The sequence below is a fragment of the Sinorhizobium saheli genome (genome assembly GCF_001651875.1).
Lineage (GTDB): Bacteria > Pseudomonadota > Alphaproteobacteria > Rhizobiales > Rhizobiaceae > Sinorhizobium > Sinorhizobium saheli.
In genome coordinates this window covers 32,797-50,359 of the sequence record NZ_LNQB01000074.1, presented here as the reverse complement: position 1 = coordinate 50,359, position 17,563 = coordinate 32,797, and the positions used below count along the sequence as shown (strand labels likewise).

Here is a 17,563-nt window from a genome sequence, read left to right as displayed (position 1 = left end):
GACCGGCCGCGTCGAGCGCGGCATCATCAAGGTCGGTGAGGAAGTCGAGATCGTCGGCATCCGTCCGACGACGAAGACGACCTGCACGGGCGTCGAAATGTTCCGCAAGCTGCTCGACCAGGGCCAGGCCGGCGACAACATCGGCGCGCTGCTGCGCGGTGTCGACCGCAATGGCGTCGAGCGCGGCCAGATTCTCTGCAAGCCGGGTTCGGTGACGCCCCACACGAAGTTCAAGGCGGAAGCCTACATCCTGACGAAGGAAGAGGGTGGCNTGACCGGCCGCGTCGAGCGCGGCATCATCAAGGTCGGTGAGGAAGTCGAGATCGTCGGCATCCGTCCGACGACGAAGACGACTTGCACGGGCGTTGAAATGTTCCGCAAGCTGCTCGACCAGGGCCAGGCCGGCGACAACATCGGCGCGCTCCTGCGCGGCGTCGACCGCAACGGCGTCGAGCGCGGCCAGATCCTCTGCAAGCCGGGTTCGGTGACGCCGCACACGAAGTTCAAGGCGGAAGCCTACATCCTGACGAAGGAAGAGGGTGGTCGTCATACGCCGTTCTTCACCAACTACCGTCCGCAGTTCTACTTCCGCACGACGGACGTGACCGGCATCGTGACGCTGCCGGAAGGCACGGAAATGGTGATGCCGGGCGACAACGTCACGGTCGACGTCGAACTGATCGTGCCGATCGCGATGGAAGAGAAGCTGCGCTTCGCGATCCGCGAAGGCGGCCGCACCGTCGGCGCCGGCATCGTCGCCTCGATCATCAAGTAACGAGAAAACGGCTTACGCCGTTTCTGCAGGGACATGGTCGTCCATGTCCCTGCGATTTTTGAAAAGAAGCGGCTTAGGCGAAACGAATTCAGAAGTTCAAGTGTGTGCGTGAAAGCACACCGGAAACACGAGCAAGGACAAGTCGAATGAACGGCCAGAATATCCGCATCCGCCTCAAGGCGTTTGATCACCGGATCCTCGATGCCTCCACGCGCGAAATCGTGTCGACGGCCAAGCGCACCGGTGCGAGTGTGCGCGGGCCCGTGCCGCTTCCGACCCGGATTGAGAAATTCACGGTCAACCGGTCGCCGCACGTCGACAAGAAGAGCCGCGAACAGTTCGAGATGCGCACGCACAAGCGCCTTCTCGATATCGTTGATCCGACCCCGCAGACGGTGGATGCGCTGATGAAGCTCGATCTGGCCGCCGGCGTCGACGTCGAGATCAAGCTGTAAGACCCGGCGCAAGCCGAAATAACAAGGAAGGTACGTGGAGTTTCTCCAACGGCTTCCAGGAACAGGAAACCGGAAGGTGCGGGTAGCACCGGACGGGAACCCTAAACAAGAGGCGTGAACCGATGCGTTCAGGTGTGATTGCACAGAAAGTGGGAATGACCCGCGTCTACAACGACGCCGGCGAGCATATCCCGGTAACAGTTTTGCGGCTGGAGAACTGCCAGGTAGTGGCCCACCGCACGGAAGACAAGAACGGCTATACCGCAGTTCAGCTGGGTGCCGGCCGCTCCAAGGTGAAGAACACGACGAAGGCTCTGCGCGGCCATTTTGCCGCCGCGAGCGTCGAGCCGAAGGCGAAGCTCGTCGAGTTCCGCGTGAGCGCCGACAATCTGATCGAAATTGGCGCCGAACTGACGGCCAGCCATTTCGTCGCCGGCCAGCTGGTGGACGTAACCGGCACCACGATCGGTAAGGGTTTTGCCGGCGCGATCAAGCGTCACAACTTCGGCGGCCTGCGTGCGACGCACGGCGTTTCCGTATCGCACCGCTCGCATGGTTCGACCGGTTCGAACCAGGATCCGGGCCGGGTCTGGAAGGGCAAGCGCATGGCTGGTCACATGGGCCAGACGCGCGTCACCACGCAGAACCTCGAAGTCGTATCGACCGACGAAGACCGCGGTCTGATCCTGGTCAAGGGCGCCGTTCCCGGCTCCAAGGGTTCCTGGATCGTGGTTCGCGACGCAATCAAGTCGGGCACTCCGGAAGGCGCACCGCGCCCGGCCGCAGTGCGCGCCGCAGCATCGAAGTAAGGGAGCCGCATAATGGATCTCACCGTCAAAACCCTCGAGGGCAAGGACGCGGGAAAGGTTTCCCTTTCTGACGCCATTTTCGGCCTCGAACCCCGTGAAGACATCATCGCCCGCGTCGTTCGCTGGCAGCTCGCCAAGCGTCAGCAGGGCACCCACAAGGCCAAGGGCCGCGCGGAAGTCTCCCGCACCGGCGCCAAGATGTACAAGCAGAAGGGTACCGGCCGCGCCCGTCACCATTCCGCTCGTGCGCCGCAGTTCCGTGGCGGTGGCAAGGCGCACGGCCCGGTCGTCCGCAGCCATGCGCACGACCTGCCGAAGAAGATCCGCGCGCTCGGTCTTCGCCACGCACTGTCGGCCAAGCTGAAGGCTGAAGAGATCATCGTCCTCGACGATCTCGTCGCCAAGGAAGCAAAGACGAAGGCGCTGGCCGGTGCTTTCGCCTCGCTCGGCCTCACCAACGCTCTGATTATCGGCGGCGCCGAGATCGAGAACAACTTCAAGCTCGCAGCCCAGAACATCCCGAACGTGGACGTTCTGCCGGTCCAGGGCATCAACGTTTACGACATTCTGCGCCGTGGCAAGCTCGTGCTTTCCAAGGCTGCCGTGGAAGCTCTGGAGGAGCGGTTCAAATGACGGATCTTCGCCACTACGACGTGATCGTCTCTCCCTCGATCACCGAAAAGTCGACGCTGGTCTCGGAACAGAACCAGGTCGTCTTCAACGTCGCCAAGGGTGCTTCGAAGCCTGAGATCAAGGCCGCTGTCGAAGCCCTGTTCGGCGTCAAGGTCACAGCCGTGAACACGCTCCTCCGCAAGGGTAAGCTGAAGCGTTTCCGCGGCTTCGCCGGGAAGCAGAAGGACGTGAAGAAGGCGATCGTCACGCTCGCCGAAGGTCAGTCCATCGACGTCTCCACCGGTCTCTAACGGATAGGCCCATTAGGGTAAAAACCCAAAAGGGAACAAGAAAATGGCATTGAAAAGTTTCAGTCCGACGACGCCGAGCCAGCGCCAACTGGTCATCGTGGACCGGTCCGGCCTCTACAAGGGCAAGCCGGTCAAGGCGCTGACCGAGGGCCTGTCCTCCAAGGGCGGTCGCAACAACCTGGGCCGCATCACCGTCCGCTTTCAGGGCGGCGGTCACAAGCGGTCCTACCGTCTGGTCGACTTCAAGCGTCGCAAGTTCGACGTCGAAGGCACGGTCGAGCGTCTGGAATACGACCCGAACCGCACCGCCTTCATCGCGCTCGTCAACTATGCCGACGGTGAGCAGGCCTATATCCTGGCGCCGCAGCGCCTGGCTGCCGGCGACAAGGTCATCGCCTCGGAAAAGGCCGTCGACGTCAAGCCCGGCAACGCGATGCCGCTGCAGTACATCCCGGTCGGCTCCATCATCCACAATGTGGAGATGAAGCCGGGCAAGGGCGGCCAGATCGCCCGCTCCGCCGGAACCTACGCGCAGCTCGTCGGCCGCGACCAGGGCATGGCGATCCTGCGCCTGAACTCGGGCGAACAGCGCCTGGTGCACGGCTCTTGCCTCGCATCGATCGGTGCTGTATCGAACCCCGATCACGGCAACATCAATGACGGTAAGGCCGGCCGTTCGCGTTGGCGCGGCAAGCGCCCGCATGTACGCGGCGTCGTCATGAACCCGGTCGACCATCCGCACGGCGGTGGTGAAGGCCGCACGTCCGGTGGCCGTCATCCGGTCACCCCGTGGGGCAAGCCGACGAAGGGCAAGCGCACGCGCTCCAACAAGTCGACCGACAAGTTCATCATGCGCTCGCGTCATCAGCGCAAGAAGTAAGAGAGGAAGTCTCAAGTGGCTCGTTCAGTTTGGAAAGGTCCGTTTGTTGACGGCTATCTTCTCAAGAAGGCTGAGAAGGTTCGCGAAGGCGGTCGCAACGAAGTGATCAAGATGTGGAGCCGTCGCTCCACGATCCTTCCGCAGTTCGTCGGTCTGACCTTCGGCGTCTACAACGGCAACAAGCACATTCCCGTTTCTGTGACCGAGGAAATGGTCGGTCACAAGTTCGGCGAATTCGCTCCGACCCGGACCTATTACGGTCATGGCGCGGACAAGAAAGCGAAGAGGAAGTAACAATGGGCAAGGCAAAAGCCGAACGCCGGCTGAAGGATAACGAGGCGCAGGCCGTTGCGCGCACGATCCGCGTCAGCCCTCAGAAGCTCAACCTCGTTGCCGCGATGATCCGTGGCAAGAAGGTCGACCGCGCTCTGGCCGAACTCGAGTTCTCGCGCAAGCGCATTGCAGGTACGGTCAAGAAGACGCTTGAATCTGCGATCGCGAACGCTGAGAACAACCACGACCTCGACGTTGATTCGCTCATCGTCGCGGAAGCTTTTGTTGGCAAGTCGATCGTGATGAAGCGCTTCCACGCTCGTGGTCGCGGCCGTGCATCGCGCGTCGAAAAGCCGTTCTCGCACTTGACGATCGTCGTTCGTGAAGTGGAAGCCAAAGGGGAGGCCGCATAATGGGCCAGAAGATTAATCCGATCGGTTTCCGTCTCGGCATCAACCGCACCTGGGACAGCCGTTGGTTCGCGGACAATGCGGAATACGGTCAGCTTCTTCATGAAGACCTGAAGATCCGCGCATACCTGATGGAAGAGCTGAAGGCCGCCGGTATCGCCAAGGTCGTCATCGAACGTCCGCACAAGAAGTGCCGCGTGACGATCCATTCGGCCCGTCCGGGCCTGATCATCGGCAAGAAGGGCGCGGACATCGAAAAGCTGCGCAAGAAGCTTTCCGAGATGACCAATTCGGAAACGCACCTCAACATCGTCGAAGTGCGCAAGCCCGAAACCGACGCGACGCTCGTTGCCCAGTCGATCGCCCAGCAGCTCGAGCGCCGCGTGGCGTTCCGCCGTGCGATGAAGCGTGCCGTCCAGTCGGCGATGCGTCTCGGCGCCGAGGGCATCAAGATCACCTGCGCCGGTCGTCTCGGCGGTGCGGAAATCGCCCGTACGGAATGGTATCGTGAAGGCCGCGTTCCGCTGCACACGCTGCGCGCCGACATCGACTACGGCACGGCGGAAGCCGAAACCGCGTTCGGTATCTGCGGCGTCAAGGTCTGGATCTTCAAGGGTGAAATCCTCGAGCACGATCCGATGGCTTCCGAGCGTCGCGCGACCGAGAGTGACTCCCAGGGCTCTGGCAGCAGAGACCGCCGTCGTGAAAACGCGTAACATTCGCGCGTGGCAGCCAATATCGGAGAAGTAAAAAAATGTTGCAGCCAAAGCGTACGAAGTATCGCAAGCAGTTCAAGGGCCGCATCAAGGGCGTCGCCAAGGGCGGTTCTGATCTCGCCTTCGGCGAATTCGGCCTGAAGGCCCAGGAGCCGAACCGCGTCAACGCCCGCGAGATCGAAGCGGCCCGCCGCGCGATCACCCGCCACATGAAGCGCGCCGGCCGCGTCTGGATCCGCGTGTTTCCGGACGTCCCGGTCACCGCCAAGCCGACCGAAGTCCGCATGGGTAAGGGTAAGGGTTCGGTGGAATACTGGGCATGCAAGGTCAAGCCCGGCCGTATGATGTTCGAGATCGATGGTGTCAGCGAAGAACTCGCCCGTGAGGCACTTCGTCTTGGCGCTGCCAAGCTCTCTGTCAAGACGCGCTTCGTGCAGCGTATCGCAGAGTAAGGAGTGAAGCTCATGAAAGCCGCAGATGTTCGCGCTCTGAGCGCCGATCAACTCAAGGAAGAGCTGGCCAAGCTGAAGAAGGAGCAGTTCAACCTGCGCTTCCAGAAGGCGACCGGCCAGCTCGAGAAGTCTTCGCGTATCAACGAAGTCCGCAAGGACATCGCACGCATCAAAACCATTGCCCGCCAGAAGGCGGCAGAAGCCAAGGCCTAAGGACCAGAAGAATATGCCGAAACGCATTCTGCAGGGCACCGTCGTCAGCGACAAGAACGACAAGACCGTCGTCGTGAAGGTCGAGCGCCGCTTCGCGCACCCGATCCTTCAGAAGACCGTCCGTCGCTCCAAGAAGTACAAGGCTCACGACGAGAACAACCAGTACAAGGTCGGCGACGTCGTTTCCATTCAGGAATGCGCGCCGATTTCCAAGGACAAGCGCTGGACGGTGATCTCCGCCCAGGCTTGATTTCTGCAGGTTTTGCCCTTGGGACCCTTGCGTCCCGGGCAAATATCTGTATGAAGCACGCAATTGAAGCTGGGGAACGCTCGAGTCCGGGCGTTCTTTTGCTTTGAGATGAGCACAATAAGCCGGGCGAGGGGGTTTCGGCCCAACCGGCCTGGTAACAACAAGAAGGCGACCTGACATGATTCAGATGCAAACAAACCTCGACGTGGCGGATAATTCCGGCGCACGTCGTGTCATGTGCATCAAGGTGCTGGGCGGCTCCAAGCGCAAATACGCGTCGATCGGCGACATCATCGTCGTGTCGATCAAGGAAGCCATTCCGCGCGGCCGCGTGAAGAAGGGTGATGTCATGAAGGCCGTTGTCGTTCGCACCGCGAAGGACATCCGCCGTCCGGATGGCAGCGTCATCCGTTTCGACACCAACGCAGCCGTTCTCATCGATAACAAGAAAGAGCCGATCGGCACCCGTATCTTCGGACCGGTTCCGCGCGAACTCCGCGCCAAGAACCACATGAAGATCATCTCGCTGGCTCCGGAAGTACTCTAAGGGAGCGAAAGAGATGCAGAAGATTCGCAAAGGCGACAAGGTCGTCGTTCTCACCGGTAAGGACAAGGGTCGCACCGGCGAAGTCGTTCAGGTCATGCCGAAGGAAGACCGGGCTGTCGTGCGCGGCGTCAACATGGTGAAGCGTCACCAGCGCCAGACCCAGAACCAGGAAGCCGGCATTATCACCAAGGAAGCCCCGATCCACCTCTCGAACATCGCGATCGCCGATCCGAAGGACGGCAAGCCGACCCGCGTCGGTTTCAAGATCGATGGTGACAAGAAGGTCCGCGTGGCCAAGCGTTCGGGAGAAGTGATCGATGGCTAAGACCGCTTATGAGCCGCGGCTCAAGAAGGAATATGTAGAGCGCATCCGCAAGGCGATGCAGGAGCAGTTCTCCTACGCCAACGAAATGCAGATCCCGCGCCTCGACAAGATCGTCATCAATATGGGTGTTGGCGAAGCGACCGGCGATTCCAAGAAGCCGACCGTCGCAGCTGCCGACCTCGCAGCGATTGCCGGCCAGAAGCCGGTGATCACCCGCGCTCGCAACTCCATCGCTGGCTTCAAGGTCCGCGAAGGCATGCCTATCGGCGCCAAGGTTACCCTGCGCGGCGTCCGGATGTACGAGTTCCTGGATCGTCTCGTGAACATCGCTCTTCCGCGGGTTCGCGACTTCCGTGGCCTCAATCCGAAGTCCTTCGATGGTCGTGGCAACTTCGCCATGGGCATCAAGGAGCACATTGTGTTCCCTGAGATCAACTACGACAAGGTTGATCAGATGTGGGGCATGGACATCATCGTTTGCACGACGGCAACTAACGACGACGAAGCTCGCGCTCTGCTCAAAGAGTTCAACTTCCCGTTCCGTCAGTAATCCGTAACGACAAGCGTAAAGAAGGATAACTGTTATGGCGAAAACGAGCGCAGTTGAAAAGAACAAGCGCCGCCGCAAACTGGTTGCCGGCCACGCCTCCAAGCGCGCGGCCCTGAAGGCAATCATCATGAACCAGTCTTTGCCGATCGAGGAGCGGTTCAAGGCCACGCTCAAGCTGGCCGAGCTGCCGCGGGATGGGTCCAAGACTCGTATCCGCAACCGTTGCGAAGTTACCGGCCGTCCGCGTGCCTACTATCGCAAGCTTCGCATGTCGCGTATCGCGCTTCGCGAACTGGGCAATCTCGGCAAGGTGCCGGGCGTCGTCAAGTCGAGCTGGTAAGGAGACGGGTACATGGCAATGACTGATCCTTTGGGCGATATGCTCACCCGTATCCGCAACGGTGCTGCGCGCCGCAAGTCGAGCGTCTCGACGCCGGCTTCCAAGCTCCGCGCACGCGTTCTGGATGTCCTTCAGTCCGAAGGCTACATCCGCGGATACTCCGAAGTCGAATTCGGCAACGGCAAGTCCGAGCTGAACATCGAACTGAAATACTACGAAGGCGCCTCCGTGATCCGTGAGATCGCGCGCGTCTCCAAGCCGGGCCGCCGGGTCTATGTCTCGGTCAAGTCCATTCCGCAGGTCGCGAACGGCCTCGGCATCACCATCCTTTCGACCCCGAAGGGCGTGATGGCCGATCACCAGGCACGCGAACAGAATGTTGGTGGCGAGGTTCTTTGCTCGGTCTTCTAAGGCCGGGCAGGATCTCCATAGCGAACAGACAGGTATAAAAATGTCTCGTATCGGTAAGAAGCCCGTTCAGGTTCCGGCAGGCGTCACGGCAAGCGTCGATGGCCAGAAGGTAACGGCAAAGGGCCCGAAGGGCGAACTGTTCTTCGTCGCTAACGACGAAGTTTCGGTGAAGCTCGAAGATAATACGGTTGTCGTTCAGCCGCTCAATGAAACCAAGGATGCTCGTGCAAAGTGGGGCATGTCCCGCACGATGATCGAGAACATCTTCAAGGGCGTCAAGGACGGCTACGAGCGCAAGCTCGAGATCAACGGCGTCGGTTACCGCGCGTCCATGCAGGGCAAGAACCTGCAGCTGGCGCTCGGCTTCAGCCACGACGTCATCTACCAGACGCCGGAAGGCATCACGATCGCTGTGCCGAAGCCGACGGAAATCGTCGTTTCCGGCATCAACAAGCAGCAGGTCGGCCAGGTTGCCGCGGAAATCCGCGAATACCGCGGCCCCGAGCCCTACAAGGGCAAGGGCGTCAAGTATGCCGAAGAGCGGATCGTCCGCAAAGAAGGCAAGAAGAAGTAAGGATCACGCGAAATGGCTAGCAGGAAAGATACTCTTGTGCGTCGCGCCAGCCGCGTGCGCCGTCAAATCAAGGCGGTCGCCAATGGCCGTCCGCGCCTGTCGGTTCATCGCTCGTCGAAGAACATCTATGCGCAGATCATCGACGATGTCGCCGGCAAGACGATTGCCGCTGCATCGACCCTCGAAACCGATCTCAAGTCTTCGCTGAAGACCGGCGCTGACACGGCCGCTGCGGCAGCCGTCGGCAAGCTCATCGCCGAGCGCGCTTCCAAGGCAGGCATCAAGGACGTCGTCTTTGATCGCGGCGCCTTCATCTACCACGGCCGCGTCAAGGCGCTGGCCGAGGCAGCCCGCGAAGGCGGCCTGAACTTCTAAGGTTCACCGCCCGGGTCCGCCCGGGCGGAATTCCGCTTCGCGATTACCCCTGGTCGTCTCGTCTCGAGCGAGGCGACTTTCGTCAATCTGCCGATTGCACCCGGAAAAGAAAAAGGAAGAGGACAATGGCACAGAAAGAACGTGCTCCGCGCGAAGAGCGCCAGGGCCGTGAAGAGCGCGACAGCGAGTTTGTCGATAAGCTCGTCGCTATCAACCGCGTCGCCAAGGTGGTGAAGGGCGGTCGTCGTTTCGGTTTCGCCGCTCTCGTCGTCGTCGGCGACCAGAAGGGCCGCGTCGGCTTCGGCCATGGCAAGGCACGCGAAGTGCCGGAAGCCATCCGCAAGGCCACGGAAGCCGCCAAGCGCGACCTGATCTTCGTACCGCTGCGCGGTGGCCGCACGCTGCATCACGATGTCAACGGCCGCCACGGCGCCGGCAAGGTGCTGCTGCGCGCAGCCAAGCCCGGTACGGGTATCATCGCCGGCGGCCCGATGCGCGCCGTCTTTGAAACGCTCGGCGTTCACGACGTCGTCGCCAAGTCGACCGGTTCGTCGAACCCCTACAACATGGTTCGCGCGACCTTCGATGCGCTCAAGAACCAGATGCACCCGAAGGACATCGCGGCACAGCGCGGCATCAAGTACGCCACGCTCCAGGCTCGTCGCGCTTCCGCCGGCGTTGGTTCCGAAGAATAAGGGAGCTGACAGATGGCTAAGAAAGAAGTTGCCAAGAAGACGGTTACCGTCGAGCAGATCGGTAGCCCCATTCGCCGTCCGGCCGTTCAGCGTCAGACGCTCATCGGCCTGGGCCTCAACAAGATGCACCGGGTTCGCACGCTGGAAGACACTCCGGCCGTTCGCGGCATGATCCGGGCCGTCCAGCACCTCGTTCGCGTCGTCGACGAGAAGTGAGGGGGATCGAGATATGAAACTGAATGAAATCAAGGACAACGAAGGCGCCACCAAGAGCCGCAAGCGTCTTGGTCGCGGTATCGGCTCCGGCTCCGGCAAGACCGCCGGTCGCGGTGTGAAGGGTCAGAAGGCCCGTTCGGGCGTGTCGATCAACGGCTTTGAAGGCGGCCAGATGCCCATCTACCGCCGCCTGCCGAAGCGCGGCTTCAACAACATCTTCGCTTCGGAGTTCGTTGTCGTGTCGCTCGGCCGTATCCAGACGGCAATCGATGCCAAGAAGCTCGACGCTTCGAAGACCATCGATGCGGCTGCCCTCAAGGCTGCCGGCGTCATCCGCCGCGAGAAGGATGGTGTTCGCGTTCTCGCCGACGGCGAGTTGAAGGCGAAGGTCTCGCTCGAAGTCGCCGGTGCTTCCAAGCCGGCCGTCGAGAAGATCGAGAAGGCCGGCGGCTCCGTGAAGCTGCTGGCAGCCGCCGCCGCTCAGGAATAATATGACTGATGAGCCGCCCGGGGTGCTTCACGCCGGGCGGTTTTGCTCCCATATGTGAGCCTCACGTCCGAGGGCGGCGAATCACTTGCCGCTGCGGGACACAACGGAAACTGCGGTGAGGCATCCGATTGCAGCGACAATCGCCTCGCGCCCGGTTTTCAATGACGAATACTCATTCTGTCCGGAAACGATCGGGGTTTCTCCCACCGTTTCCGAGATCGGTACGCGGAGAATGGCATGGCTTCTGCAGCGGAACAGCTCGCCTCGAACCTGAATTTTTCAACTTTCGCCAAGGCGGAAGATCTGAAGAAGCGCCTCTGGTTCACGCTTGGCGCGCTCCTGGTTTACCGTCTTGGCACCTATATCCCGCTGCCGGGCCTCAATCCCGACGCCTTCGCTCAGGCCTTCCAGGGTCAATCGGGCGGCATTCTCGGCCTGTTCAACATGTTTTCGGGCGGCGCCGTCGAGCGCATGGCGATCTTTGCGCTCGGCATCATGCCCTACATCTCCGCCTCGATCATCGTGCAGCTGATGACGTCGGTCGTCCCGGCGCTCGAGCAGCTGAAGAAGGAAGGCGAGCAGGGCCGCAAGGTCATCAACCAGTATACCCGCTACGGCACGGTGCTGCTCGGAGCCATGCAGGCCTATGGCATCGCCGTCGGCCTTGAAAGCGGCAGCGGCCTCGTCAACGATCCGGGCTGGTTCTTCCGCATCTCCACCGTGATCTCGCTTCTCGGCGGCACGATGTTCCTGATGTGGCTCGGCGAGCAGATCACCTCGCGCGGCATCGGCAACGGCATTTCGCTCATCATCTTCGCCGGCATCGTCGCCGCGCTGCCTTCGGCGCTCGCCGGCACGCTCGAACTCGGCCGCACCGGCGCTCTGTCGACGCCGCTTATCCTTGCGATCATCGTCATGGTCGTTGCCGTGATCGCGCTGATCGTCTTCGTCGAGCGCGCGCAGCGCCGCCTGCTGATCCAGTATCCGAAGCGCCAGGTCGGCAACCGCATGTTCCAGGGCGATACGTCGCACCTGCCGCTGAAGCTCAACACCTCCGGCGTCATCCCGGCCATCTTCGCATCGTCGCTGCTGCTGCTGCCCGCGACGCTCGCCGGCTTTGCCAATGCCCAGACGATGCCCGGCTGGGCGACGACGATCGTCGGTGCGCTAGCGCATGGCCAACCGCTCTACATGGTCCTCTACGGCGCAATGATCGCCTTCTTCGCCTTCTTCTATACCGCCATCGTCTTCAATCCGAAGGATACGGCCGACAATCTGAAGAAGCATGGCGGCTTCATCCCGGGCATTCGGCCGGGCGAGCGCACGGCGGAATTCATCGACTATGTCTTGACCCGCATCACCGTCATCGGCGCGATCTACCTGATCTTCGTCTGCATCCTGCCTGAAATTCTCATCTCTCAGACAGGCGTGCCGTTCTACCTCGGTGGTACGTCGCTTTTGATTGTTGTCAGCGTCACCCTCGATACGGTAGCACAGATCCAGGGTCACCTCATTGCCCAGCAGTATGAGGGGCTGATCAAGAAGTCGAAGCTGCGCGGAGGAAAGAGGGGACGATGAGACTTATTTTTTTGGGACCGCCGGGTGCTGGCAAGGGCACGCAGGCCAAGCTCCTGACGGAGAGATACGGCATTCCGCAGCTTTCCACGGGGGACATGCTCCGGGCAGCCGTGGCTCAGGCGACCGAGGTCGGCAAGCGCGCGAAGGCGGTCATGGATGCCGGTCAGCTCGTCTCCGACGAAATCGTCAATGAAATCGTTTCCGACCGAATCGACCAGCCGGACTGCGCCAAGGGCTTCATTCTGGACGGCTATCCGCGCACGGTCCCGCAGGCCGTGGCGCTGGACGGGATGCTCGCCGAGAAGGGCCTGAAACTCGATGCGGTCATCGAGCTGAAGGTCGACGAGGCGGCCCTTGTCCGGCGGATGGAGAATCGCGTAGCGGAAACCGTCGCCGCGGGCGGCACCGCTCGCTCCGACGACAATCCCGAAGCCTTCCGGCGTCGCCTGGAGGAATATCGGGTGAAGACCGCTCCGCTTTCGGAGCATTATGCGCGCAGCGGTCGGCTGAAGACCGTGGACGGCATGGCGGACGTCGACACCGTCACGGCCGATATCCAGAAGATTCTGGCATAGGCGATTGCCTTTGCCAAAATGGAAGCCGGCGGGGAGTTGACTTTTCCGGCCGATTCCTCCAAAGACAGCGTCAACTCGCGACATGAGAAGCGATCGGCGCGGTCTTCTAAACAACGAAGTCCGGGTACGGTCGTTTTTGACGTGTCTCGAACTTCAATCAACGTGCGGCTTTTCGAGGTCGCGTAACGAAGCACCTATTGCCGGATGGCAACTGGAACGCAAGGAGAATAGACGTGGCACGTATCGCTGGCGTCAACATCCCGACGGCTAAGCGCGTCGTCATCGCGCTGACCTACATCCACGGGATCGGCCCGAAATTCGCGCAGGAAATCATCGAGAAGGTCGGCATCCCGGCCGACCGTCGCGTGCACCAGCTGACGGACGCGGAAGTCCTTCAGATTCGCGAGACGATCGACCGCGACTACCAGGTCGAGGGCGATCTGCGCCGCGAGACGGCGATGAACATCAAGCGCCTGATGGACCTCGGCTGCTATCGCGGCCTGCGCCATCGTCGCGGCCTGCCGGTGCGCGGCCAGCGTACGCACACCAATGCCCGCACCCGCAAGGGTCCGGCAAAGGCGATCGCCGGCAAGAAGAAGTAATTTCCCGAACAGGGAGATCGGGAGGCTGGCGTCTTGCGCCGGCCTCCTTTTGCAGTTTGGCAGGGCGCGTGCGTCCTGCCGCCGCGTGGGGCCGGGTCGGCCTCGCGGAAACGTGTTGCGGGGCCGGTCGACCGGTCATGCAAAATCGAAGATGCAGGGCAGGGGACGACAAATCCTTTTCCCGGTGGAGCCGCTGGAATTACGGCGGTGCAGAGATCTAAGAAAGGGATCCTATGGCCAAGGAAGCCACCCGCGTTCGCCGTCGCGAGCGCAAGAACATCACGTCTGGCGTCGCGCACGTCAATTCGTCGTTCAACAACACCATGATCACCATCACCGACGCGCAGGGCAATGCGATTGCCTGGTCGTCCGCCGGTGCGAAGGGCTTCAAGGGTTCGCGCAAGTCGACCCCGTTCGCAGCTCAGATCGCGGCCGAAGACTGCGCCCGCAAGGCTCAGGAACACGGCATGAAGTCGCTGGAAGTCGAGGTTTGCGGTCCGGGTTCCGGTCGTGAATCCGCTCTTCGGGCGCTGCAGGCTGCTGGCTTCATGATCACGTCGATCCGCGACGTGACGCCGATCCCGCACAACGGCTGCCGTCCGCGCAAGAAGCGCCGCGTCTGATCATATGTATTCCACATCCGGTGAGGGCGCGATGGCGTTCTCCCGGACTTCGGGGCTCGGTTGCCACGATTGGATGGTGGCAACGAACGGAAGGCAGAAAACATGATCCAGAAAAATTGGCAGGAACTGATCAAGCCGAACAAGGTGGAGTTCACCTCCTCCGGCCGCACCAAGGCAACGCTGGTGGCGGAACCGCTTGAACGCGGCTTCGGTCTGACGCTCGGCAACGCGCTTCGCCGCGTGCTTCTGTCGTCGCTGCGCGGTGCTGCCGTCACGGCGGTGCAGATCGACGGCGTGCTGCACGAGTTCTCCTCTATCCCGGGTGTTCGGGAAGATGTGACCGACATCGTGCTCAACATCAAGGAAATCGCCATCAAGATGGATGGCGACGACGCAAAGCGCATGGTCGTGCGCAAGCAGGGCCCGGGCGTCGTGACCGCGGGTGACATCCAGACGGTTGGCGATATCGAAATCCTCAACCCGAACCATGTGATCTGCACCCTCGACGAGGGCGCGGAAATCCGCATGGAGTTCACCGTCAACAACGGCAAGGGCTACGTACCGGCCGAGCGCAACCGCTCGGAGGATGCGCCGATCGGTCTCATCCCGGTCGACAGCCTCTACTCCCCGGTCAAGAAGGTCTCCTACAAGGTGGAAAACACCCGTGAAGGCCAGGTTCTCGACTATGACAAGCTGACGATGTCCATCGAAACCGATGGCTCCGTCACCGGCGAAGATGCGATCGCGTTTGCGGCCCGCATCCTTCAGGACCAACTGGCGGTCTTCGTCAACTTCGAGGAGCCGCACAAGGAAGCAGAGGAAGAGGCAGTCACCGAACTCGCCTTCAATCCGGCGCTTCTCAAGAAGGTCGACGAGCTGGAGCTCTCCGTTCGTTCGGCCAACTGCCTGAAGAACGACAACATCGTCTATATCGGCGACCTCATTCAGAAGACCGAAGCAGAAATGCTCCGGACGCCGAACTTTGGTCGCAAGTCGCTCAACGAGATCAAGGAAGTTCTCGCTTCCATGGGCCTGCACCTCGGCATGGAAGTGCCGTCCTGGCCGCCGGAGAACATCGAAGATCTCGCCAAGCGTTACGAAGACCAATACTAACCATTAGACTGCGGGCGGATGCCTGCAAGTAAAGGAGACTAGCCATGCGCCACGGTAAAGCCGGCCGCAAGCTGAATAGAACCGCCAGCCATCGCAAGGCGATGTTTGCCAACATGGCAGCTTCGCTGATCGAGCACGAGCAGATCGTCACGACCCTGCCGAAGGCCAAGGAAATCCGTCCGATCGTCGAGAAGCTCGTCACGCTCGGCAAGCGCGGCGACCTGCACGCTCGCCGTCAGGCGATCTCGCAGATCCGCAACGTCGCCGTCGTTTCCAAGCTGTTCGACGCGATCGCGTCGCGCTACGCCACCCGCAACGGCGGCTATCTGCGCATCATGAAGGCCGGCTTCCGCCAGGGCGACAATGCCCCGCTCGCGGTCATCGAATTCGTTGATCGCGACGTGGACGCCAAGGGCGCGAAAGACCGCGCCCGCGTGGCCGCCGAAGCCGAGGCCGTTGAAGCGGCCTGATTTCGGCGAATAGACCGAAAGACTCGGAGCGGTCGGGTGATTTTCACCCGGCCGCTTTTTCCGTTGCGGGGATCGGCCGCGCGATCGCGGAACGTTGGCGTTTCCAGCGCAGGAAGCGCGTTCTGACGGTGCGCCAGCTAAGGAGCAGGGTGACGAGGGCGATGTAGAGCATCGGCTCGGGTCCGACGACCTTGACGGACATGGCGAAATGCAGCGCGCCGGCCGCCGCGATGACATAGACGAGCTTGTGCAGCTTGTTCCACCGCGGACCGAGCCGGCGGATCGACCAATTGTTCGAGGTCAGCGCCAGAGGGATAAGCAGCACGAGGGCCGCCATGCCGATGGTGATGAAGGGGCGGCGGGCGATATCGGCAAGGATCGCCGGGAATCGCAGCATCTGGTCGAGCAGCATATACGCCAGGAAGTGCATCAGCACGTAATAGAAGGCGAGCAGCCCGAGGGCGCGGCGGTACCTGATCCAGTTCACGCCGAAGAGGTCGCGGACGGGGGTGATCGTCAGCGTCGCGATAAGGAAACGCAAGGCCCAGAGGCCGAGCAGGTGCTCGAATTCCTTGATCGCATTGCCGGGGAGCTGGCCGGTCGCGCCGAGATAGAAGGCCGAGGCGGCGGGCACGAAGCCGAGCGCATAGAGGGCCCAGATCGAGGGACCATGGAGATGCTTGGGCAAGGTCGGAACGAGGGCCATGATCAGAAGTTCGCTCTGAGGTCCATCCCGGCGTAAAGGCTTGCGACCTCTTCGGCATAGCCGTTGAAGGGAAGCGTGTCGCGACGGTTGGAGCCGAAAAAACCGCCTTCGCCGACGCGGATCTCGGTCGCCTGGCTCCAGCGCGGATGGTCGACCGCCGGGTTCACATTGGCGTAGAAGCCGTATTCGTCGGGGGCCGTGAGGTTCCAGGTGCAGGGCGGCGGCGTCTCGGTCAGCGAAATCCGCACGATCGATTTGATCCCCTTGAAGCCGTATTTCCACGGCACCACCAGGCGCACGGGAGCGCCGTTCTGGTTCGGCAAGGTTTTGCCGTAAACGCCGACGGAGAGGATTGTCAGCGGATGGCGCGCCTCGTCGAGCCGCAGCCCTTCGCGGTAGGGCCACTCCAGCGGCTGGAAATAGCCGGATTGGCCTGGCATCTCGTCGGGCCGGATGACGGTCTCGAAGGCGACATATTTGGCGCTCCCGAGCGGCTCGACCTCATCGAGGAGGGCGGCCAGCGGAAAGCCGATCCACGGGATCACCATCGACCAGGCCTCCACGCAGCGCATGCGATAGACTCGCTCTTCGAGAGGAAAGGCGAGGAGTTCCTCGAGACCGAATTCCCGCGGCTTGCTGACGAGGCCATTGACCTTGACCTTCCAGGGTTCGGGCTTGAACGATGCGGAGTTCGCGGCCGGATCGCCCTTGCCCGTGCCGAACTCGTAGAAATTATTGTAGCTCGTGACGTCCTTTTCCGGCGTCAGCGGTTCATCGACCTTGTAGGCGCCTGTGGAAGCCTTGAGCGCGGCCGCGTGCCCGGCGGTCGCGCTGCCCAGAATGAGGCCGCCGGCGGCGGCCGCCATGAAGCCGCGGCGATCGAGAAAGCAGCGTTCCGGCGTGATTTCAGAGGCGTCGATCCGCGGCGCGCGGTAGCTGGGCATGGTGTTTCCTCAACATCGATTGGCGGTTTAGTGCATGTCGACCAAAAACTGTGCAGCGGTTTTGGGCAACGACATGCTTAAAAAACAATGTCCCGAAGCGCGACGCGCTTCAGTAGACAAAATGACCAGAGTTTCGATCACCGGGAAAGGTGGCCGGAACCACGTTTTCGTGTGTGGCTCGTGACCGTAGCCGGTCGAAATCCGAAGCGGTCTCCCGCTGCAACGCCGCGCCTCTTGGTGGATGCATATGAGGAACCGCGCATGGACTCCGTC

30 protein-coding genes and 1 pseudogene are annotated in these 17,563 nt (G+C 61.6%); 29 read left to right on the top strand and 2 right to left on the bottom strand.

The features are described 5' to 3' along the window. The 29 genes and pseudogenes from ATB98_RS29780 to rplQ all read left to right on the top strand — a co-directional run. Positions 1-271, top strand: a pseudogene (locus ATB98_RS29780) (EF-Tu/IF-2/RF-3 family GTPase); the annotation flags it as partial. Between the two features lies 1 nt (position 272). Further along, the coding region (locus ATB98_RS29775) for an EF-Tu C-terminal domain-related protein (protein ID WP_210178134.1) at positions 273-775 on the top strand (503 nt) is incomplete at its 5' end. 146 nt (positions 776-921) lie between these two features. Then, complete coding sequence (gene rpsJ, locus ATB98_RS16880; protein WP_003507767.1) at positions 922-1,230, top strand: 30S ribosomal protein S10; 309 nt, start codon at positions 922-924, stop codon at positions 1,228-1,230. Between the two features lie 122 nt (positions 1,231-1,352). Continuing rightward, positions 1,353-2,039, top strand: a complete 687-nt coding sequence (gene rplC, locus ATB98_RS16875; protein ID WP_066875659.1) for a 50S ribosomal protein L3 — start codon at positions 1,353-1,355, stop codon at positions 2,037-2,039. 12 nt (positions 2,040-2,051) lie between these two features. Then, positions 2,052-2,672, top strand: a complete 621-nt coding sequence (rplD, locus tag ATB98_RS16870) for a 50S ribosomal protein L4 (RefSeq protein WP_066875658.1) — start codon at positions 2,052-2,054, stop codon at positions 2,670-2,672. Further along, a complete protein-coding gene (locus ATB98_RS16865) occupies positions 2,669-2,962 on the top strand; it encodes a 50S ribosomal protein L23 (RefSeq protein ID WP_066875657.1) in 294 nt (97 codons plus the stop codon). Before rplD ends, ATB98_RS16865 begins: the two co-directional genes overlap by 4 nt. A gap of 43 nt (positions 2,963-3,005) precedes the next feature. After that, a complete protein-coding gene (rplB, locus tag ATB98_RS16860; RefSeq protein WP_066875656.1) occupies positions 3,006-3,842 on the top strand; it encodes a 50S ribosomal protein L2 in 837 nt (278 codons plus the stop codon). 15 nt (positions 3,843-3,857) lie between these two features. Further along, entirely contained in the window at positions 3,858-4,136 is a 279-nt protein-coding gene (gene rpsS, locus ATB98_RS16855; RefSeq protein ID WP_066875655.1) for a 30S ribosomal protein S19, read from the top strand. A gap of 2 nt (positions 4,137-4,138) precedes the next feature. Next, complete coding sequence (gene rplV / locus ATB98_RS16850; RefSeq protein WP_066875654.1) at positions 4,139-4,528, top strand: 50S ribosomal protein L22; 390 nt, start codon at positions 4,139-4,141, stop codon at positions 4,526-4,528. Continuing rightward, complete coding sequence (rpsC, locus tag ATB98_RS16845; RefSeq protein WP_066875653.1) at positions 4,528-5,241, top strand: 30S ribosomal protein S3; 714 nt, start codon at positions 4,528-4,530, stop codon at positions 5,239-5,241. Before rplV ends, rpsC begins: the two co-directional genes overlap by 1 nt. 38 nt (positions 5,242-5,279) lie before the next feature. Continuing rightward, positions 5,280-5,693: a 50S ribosomal protein L16 gene (gene rplP, locus ATB98_RS16840; RefSeq protein WP_011975175.1), complete on the top strand. Its 414-nt coding sequence runs from the start codon at positions 5,280-5,282 to the stop codon at positions 5,691-5,693. A gap of 12 nt (positions 5,694-5,705) precedes the next feature. After that, the gene (gene rpmC, locus ATB98_RS16835) at positions 5,706-5,906 is read left to right on the top strand and encodes a 50S ribosomal protein L29 (RefSeq protein ID WP_003536529.1); all 201 of its coding nucleotides are present in this window, start codon (positions 5,706-5,708) and stop codon (positions 5,904-5,906) included. A gap of 13 nt (positions 5,907-5,919) precedes the next feature. Further along, positions 5,920-6,156, top strand: coding sequence for a 30S ribosomal protein S17 (gene rpsQ / locus ATB98_RS16830; protein WP_066875652.1), 237 nt, complete (start codon positions 5,920-5,922; stop codon positions 6,154-6,156). 178 nt (positions 6,157-6,334) lie between these two features. After that, positions 6,335-6,703 carry a 50S ribosomal protein L14 gene (gene rplN / locus ATB98_RS16825; protein ID WP_012707761.1) on the top strand — a complete coding sequence of 123 codons (369 nt, stop codon included), beginning with the start codon at positions 6,335-6,337 and terminating at the stop codon, positions 6,701-6,703. 13 nt (positions 6,704-6,716) lie between these two features. Beyond that, complete coding sequence (rplX, locus tag ATB98_RS16820; RefSeq protein WP_066875651.1) at positions 6,717-7,028, top strand: 50S ribosomal protein L24; 312 nt, start codon at positions 6,717-6,719, stop codon at positions 7,026-7,028. Beyond that, on the top strand, positions 7,021-7,578 hold the full coding sequence (gene rplE, locus ATB98_RS16815; protein WP_066875650.1) for a 50S ribosomal protein L5: 558 nt from the start codon (positions 7,021-7,023) through the stop codon (positions 7,576-7,578). Before rplX ends, rplE begins: the two co-directional genes overlap by 8 nt. Positions 7,579-7,612: 34 nt before the next feature. Beyond that, on the top strand, positions 7,613-7,918 hold the full coding sequence (rpsN, locus tag ATB98_RS16810; protein WP_066875649.1) for a 30S ribosomal protein S14: 306 nt from the start codon (positions 7,613-7,615) through the stop codon (positions 7,916-7,918). Between the two features lie 12 nt (positions 7,919-7,930). Continuing rightward, a complete protein-coding gene (rpsH, locus tag ATB98_RS16805; protein WP_066875648.1) occupies positions 7,931-8,329 on the top strand; it encodes a 30S ribosomal protein S8 in 399 nt (132 codons plus the stop codon). Between the two features lie 40 nt (positions 8,330-8,369). Next, positions 8,370-8,903, top strand: coding sequence for a 50S ribosomal protein L6 (rplF, locus tag ATB98_RS16800; protein ID WP_066875647.1), 534 nt, complete (start codon positions 8,370-8,372; stop codon positions 8,901-8,903). A 12-nt stretch (positions 8,904-8,915) separates the two neighbouring features. Then, positions 8,916-9,278: a 50S ribosomal protein L18 gene (rplR, locus tag ATB98_RS16795; RefSeq protein WP_066875646.1), complete on the top strand. Its 363-nt coding sequence runs from the start codon at positions 8,916-8,918 to the stop codon at positions 9,276-9,278. A 125-nt stretch (positions 9,279-9,403) separates the two neighbouring features. Further along, the gene (rpsE, locus tag ATB98_RS16790) at positions 9,404-9,973 is read left to right on the top strand and encodes a 30S ribosomal protein S5 (RefSeq protein WP_066875645.1); all 570 of its coding nucleotides are present in this window, start codon (positions 9,404-9,406) and stop codon (positions 9,971-9,973) included. Positions 9,974-9,985: 12 nt separating this feature from the next. Then, entirely contained in the window at positions 9,986-10,189 is a 204-nt protein-coding gene (gene rpmD, locus ATB98_RS16785; RefSeq protein ID WP_026617379.1) for a 50S ribosomal protein L30, read from the top strand. Positions 10,190-10,202: 13 nt separating this feature from the next. Further along, positions 10,203-10,679, top strand: coding sequence for a 50S ribosomal protein L15 (rplO, locus tag ATB98_RS16780; RefSeq protein WP_066875644.1), 477 nt, complete (start codon positions 10,203-10,205; stop codon positions 10,677-10,679). Between the two features lie 237 nt (positions 10,680-10,916). Further along, positions 10,917-12,257: a preprotein translocase subunit SecY gene (secY, locus tag ATB98_RS16775; RefSeq protein ID WP_066875643.1), complete on the top strand. Its 1,341-nt coding sequence runs from the start codon at positions 10,917-10,919 to the stop codon at positions 12,255-12,257. Beyond that, a complete protein-coding gene (locus ATB98_RS16770; protein WP_066875642.1) occupies positions 12,254-12,832 on the top strand; it encodes an adenylate kinase in 579 nt (192 codons plus the stop codon). Before secY ends, ATB98_RS16770 begins: the two co-directional genes overlap by 4 nt. Before the next feature lie 233 nt (positions 12,833-13,065). After that, positions 13,066-13,434 (top strand): 30S ribosomal protein S13, encoded by a 369-nt coding sequence (rpsM, locus tag ATB98_RS16765; protein ID WP_066875641.1) that lies wholly within the window; start codon positions 13,066-13,068, stop codon positions 13,432-13,434. 233 nt (positions 13,435-13,667) lie between these two features. Then, entirely contained in the window at positions 13,668-14,057 is a 390-nt protein-coding gene (gene rpsK / locus ATB98_RS16760) for a 30S ribosomal protein S11 (protein ID WP_026617374.1), read from the top strand. A 102-nt stretch (positions 14,058-14,159) separates the two neighbouring features. Beyond that, a complete protein-coding gene (locus ATB98_RS16755; RefSeq protein WP_066875640.1) occupies positions 14,160-15,170 on the top strand; it encodes a DNA-directed RNA polymerase subunit alpha in 1,011 nt (336 codons plus the stop codon). Between the two features lie 44 nt (positions 15,171-15,214). After that, positions 15,215-15,640: a 50S ribosomal protein L17 gene (gene rplQ, locus ATB98_RS16750; protein ID WP_066875639.1), complete on the top strand. Its 426-nt coding sequence runs from the start codon at positions 15,215-15,217 to the stop codon at positions 15,638-15,640. 43 nt (positions 15,641-15,683) lie between these two features. Here rplQ and msrQ read toward each other — a convergent pair whose 3' ends face one another. Then, entirely contained in the window at positions 15,684-16,346 is a 663-nt protein-coding gene (msrQ, locus tag ATB98_RS16745; protein WP_066875638.1) for a protein-methionine-sulfoxide reductase heme-binding subunit MsrQ, read from the bottom strand. Positions 16,347-16,348: 2 nt separating this feature from the next. Beyond that, positions 16,349-17,290 carry a protein-methionine-sulfoxide reductase catalytic subunit MsrP gene (gene msrP, locus ATB98_RS16740; RefSeq protein ID WP_066875637.1) on the bottom strand — a complete coding sequence of 314 codons (942 nt, stop codon included), beginning with the start codon at positions 17,288-17,290 and terminating at the stop codon, positions 16,349-16,351. Positions 17,291-17,563: the final 273 nt, after the last annotated feature.

Coding starts and splice junctions, on each gene's coding strand:
- rplB (WP_066875656.1), top strand. CDS start 3,006: ATGGCATTGAAAAGTTTCAGTCCGACGACGCCGAGCCAGCGCCAACTG.
- rplC (WP_066875659.1), top strand. CDS start 1,353: ATGCGTTCAGGTGTGATTGCACAGAAAGTGGGAATGACCCGCGTCTAC.
- ATB98_RS16770 (WP_066875642.1), top strand. CDS start 12,254: ATGAGACTTATTTTTTTGGGACCGCCGGGTGCTGGCAAGGGCACGCAG.
- rplQ (WP_066875639.1), top strand. CDS start 15,215: ATGCGCCACGGTAAAGCCGGCCGCAAGCTGAATAGAACCGCCAGCCAT.
- rpsJ (WP_003507767.1), top strand. CDS start 922: ATGAACGGCCAGAATATCCGCATCCGCCTCAAGGCGTTTGATCACCGG.
- rpsE (WP_066875645.1), top strand. CDS start 9,404: ATGGCACAGAAAGAACGTGCTCCGCGCGAAGAGCGCCAGGGCCGTGAA.
- rplD (WP_066875658.1), top strand. CDS start 2,052: ATGGATCTCACCGTCAAAACCCTCGAGGGCAAGGACGCGGGAAAGGTT.
- rpsH (WP_066875648.1), top strand. CDS start 7,931: ATGGCAATGACTGATCCTTTGGGCGATATGCTCACCCGTATCCGCAAC.
- rpsQ (WP_066875652.1), top strand. CDS start 5,920: ATGCCGAAACGCATTCTGCAGGGCACCGTCGTCAGCGACAAGAACGAC.
- rpsN (WP_066875649.1), top strand. CDS start 7,613: ATGGCGAAAACGAGCGCAGTTGAAAAGAACAAGCGCCGCCGCAAACTG.
- ATB98_RS16865 (WP_066875657.1), top strand. CDS start 2,669: ATGACGGATCTTCGCCACTACGACGTGATCGTCTCTCCCTCGATCACC.
- secY (WP_066875643.1), top strand. CDS start 10,917: ATGGCTTCTGCAGCGGAACAGCTCGCCTCGAACCTGAATTTTTCAACT.
- rplF (WP_066875647.1), top strand. CDS start 8,370: ATGTCTCGTATCGGTAAGAAGCCCGTTCAGGTTCCGGCAGGCGTCACG.
- rpsC (WP_066875653.1), top strand. CDS start 4,528: ATGGGCCAGAAGATTAATCCGATCGGTTTCCGTCTCGGCATCAACCGC.
- rplE (WP_066875650.1), top strand. CDS start 7,021: ATGGCTAAGACCGCTTATGAGCCGCGGCTCAAGAAGGAATATGTAGAG.
- rpmD (WP_026617379.1), top strand. CDS start 9,986: ATGGCTAAGAAAGAAGTTGCCAAGAAGACGGTTACCGTCGAGCAGATC.
- rplV (WP_066875654.1), top strand. CDS start 4,139: ATGGGCAAGGCAAAAGCCGAACGCCGGCTGAAGGATAACGAGGCGCAG.
- msrQ (WP_066875638.1), bottom strand. CDS start 16,346: ATGGCCCTCGTTCCGACCTTGCCCAAGCATCTCCATGGTCCCTCGATC.
- rplP (WP_011975175.1), top strand. CDS start 5,280: ATGTTGCAGCCAAAGCGTACGAAGTATCGCAAGCAGTTCAAGGGCCGC.
- ATB98_RS16755 (WP_066875640.1), top strand. CDS start 14,160: ATGATCCAGAAAAATTGGCAGGAACTGATCAAGCCGAACAAGGTGGAG.
- rplX (WP_066875651.1), top strand. CDS start 6,717: ATGCAGAAGATTCGCAAAGGCGACAAGGTCGTCGTTCTCACCGGTAAG.
- rplR (WP_066875646.1), top strand. CDS start 8,916: ATGGCTAGCAGGAAAGATACTCTTGTGCGTCGCGCCAGCCGCGTGCGC.
- rpsK (WP_026617374.1), top strand. CDS start 13,668: ATGGCCAAGGAAGCCACCCGCGTTCGCCGTCGCGAGCGCAAGAACATC.
- rplO (WP_066875644.1), top strand. CDS start 10,203: ATGAAACTGAATGAAATCAAGGACAACGAAGGCGCCACCAAGAGCCGC.
- rpmC (WP_003536529.1), top strand. CDS start 5,706: ATGAAAGCCGCAGATGTTCGCGCTCTGAGCGCCGATCAACTCAAGGAA.
- msrP (WP_066875637.1), bottom strand. CDS start 17,290: ATGCCCAGCTACCGCGCGCCGCGGATCGACGCCTCTGAAATCACGCCG.
- rplN (WP_012707761.1), top strand. CDS start 6,335: ATGATTCAGATGCAAACAAACCTCGACGTGGCGGATAATTCCGGCGCA.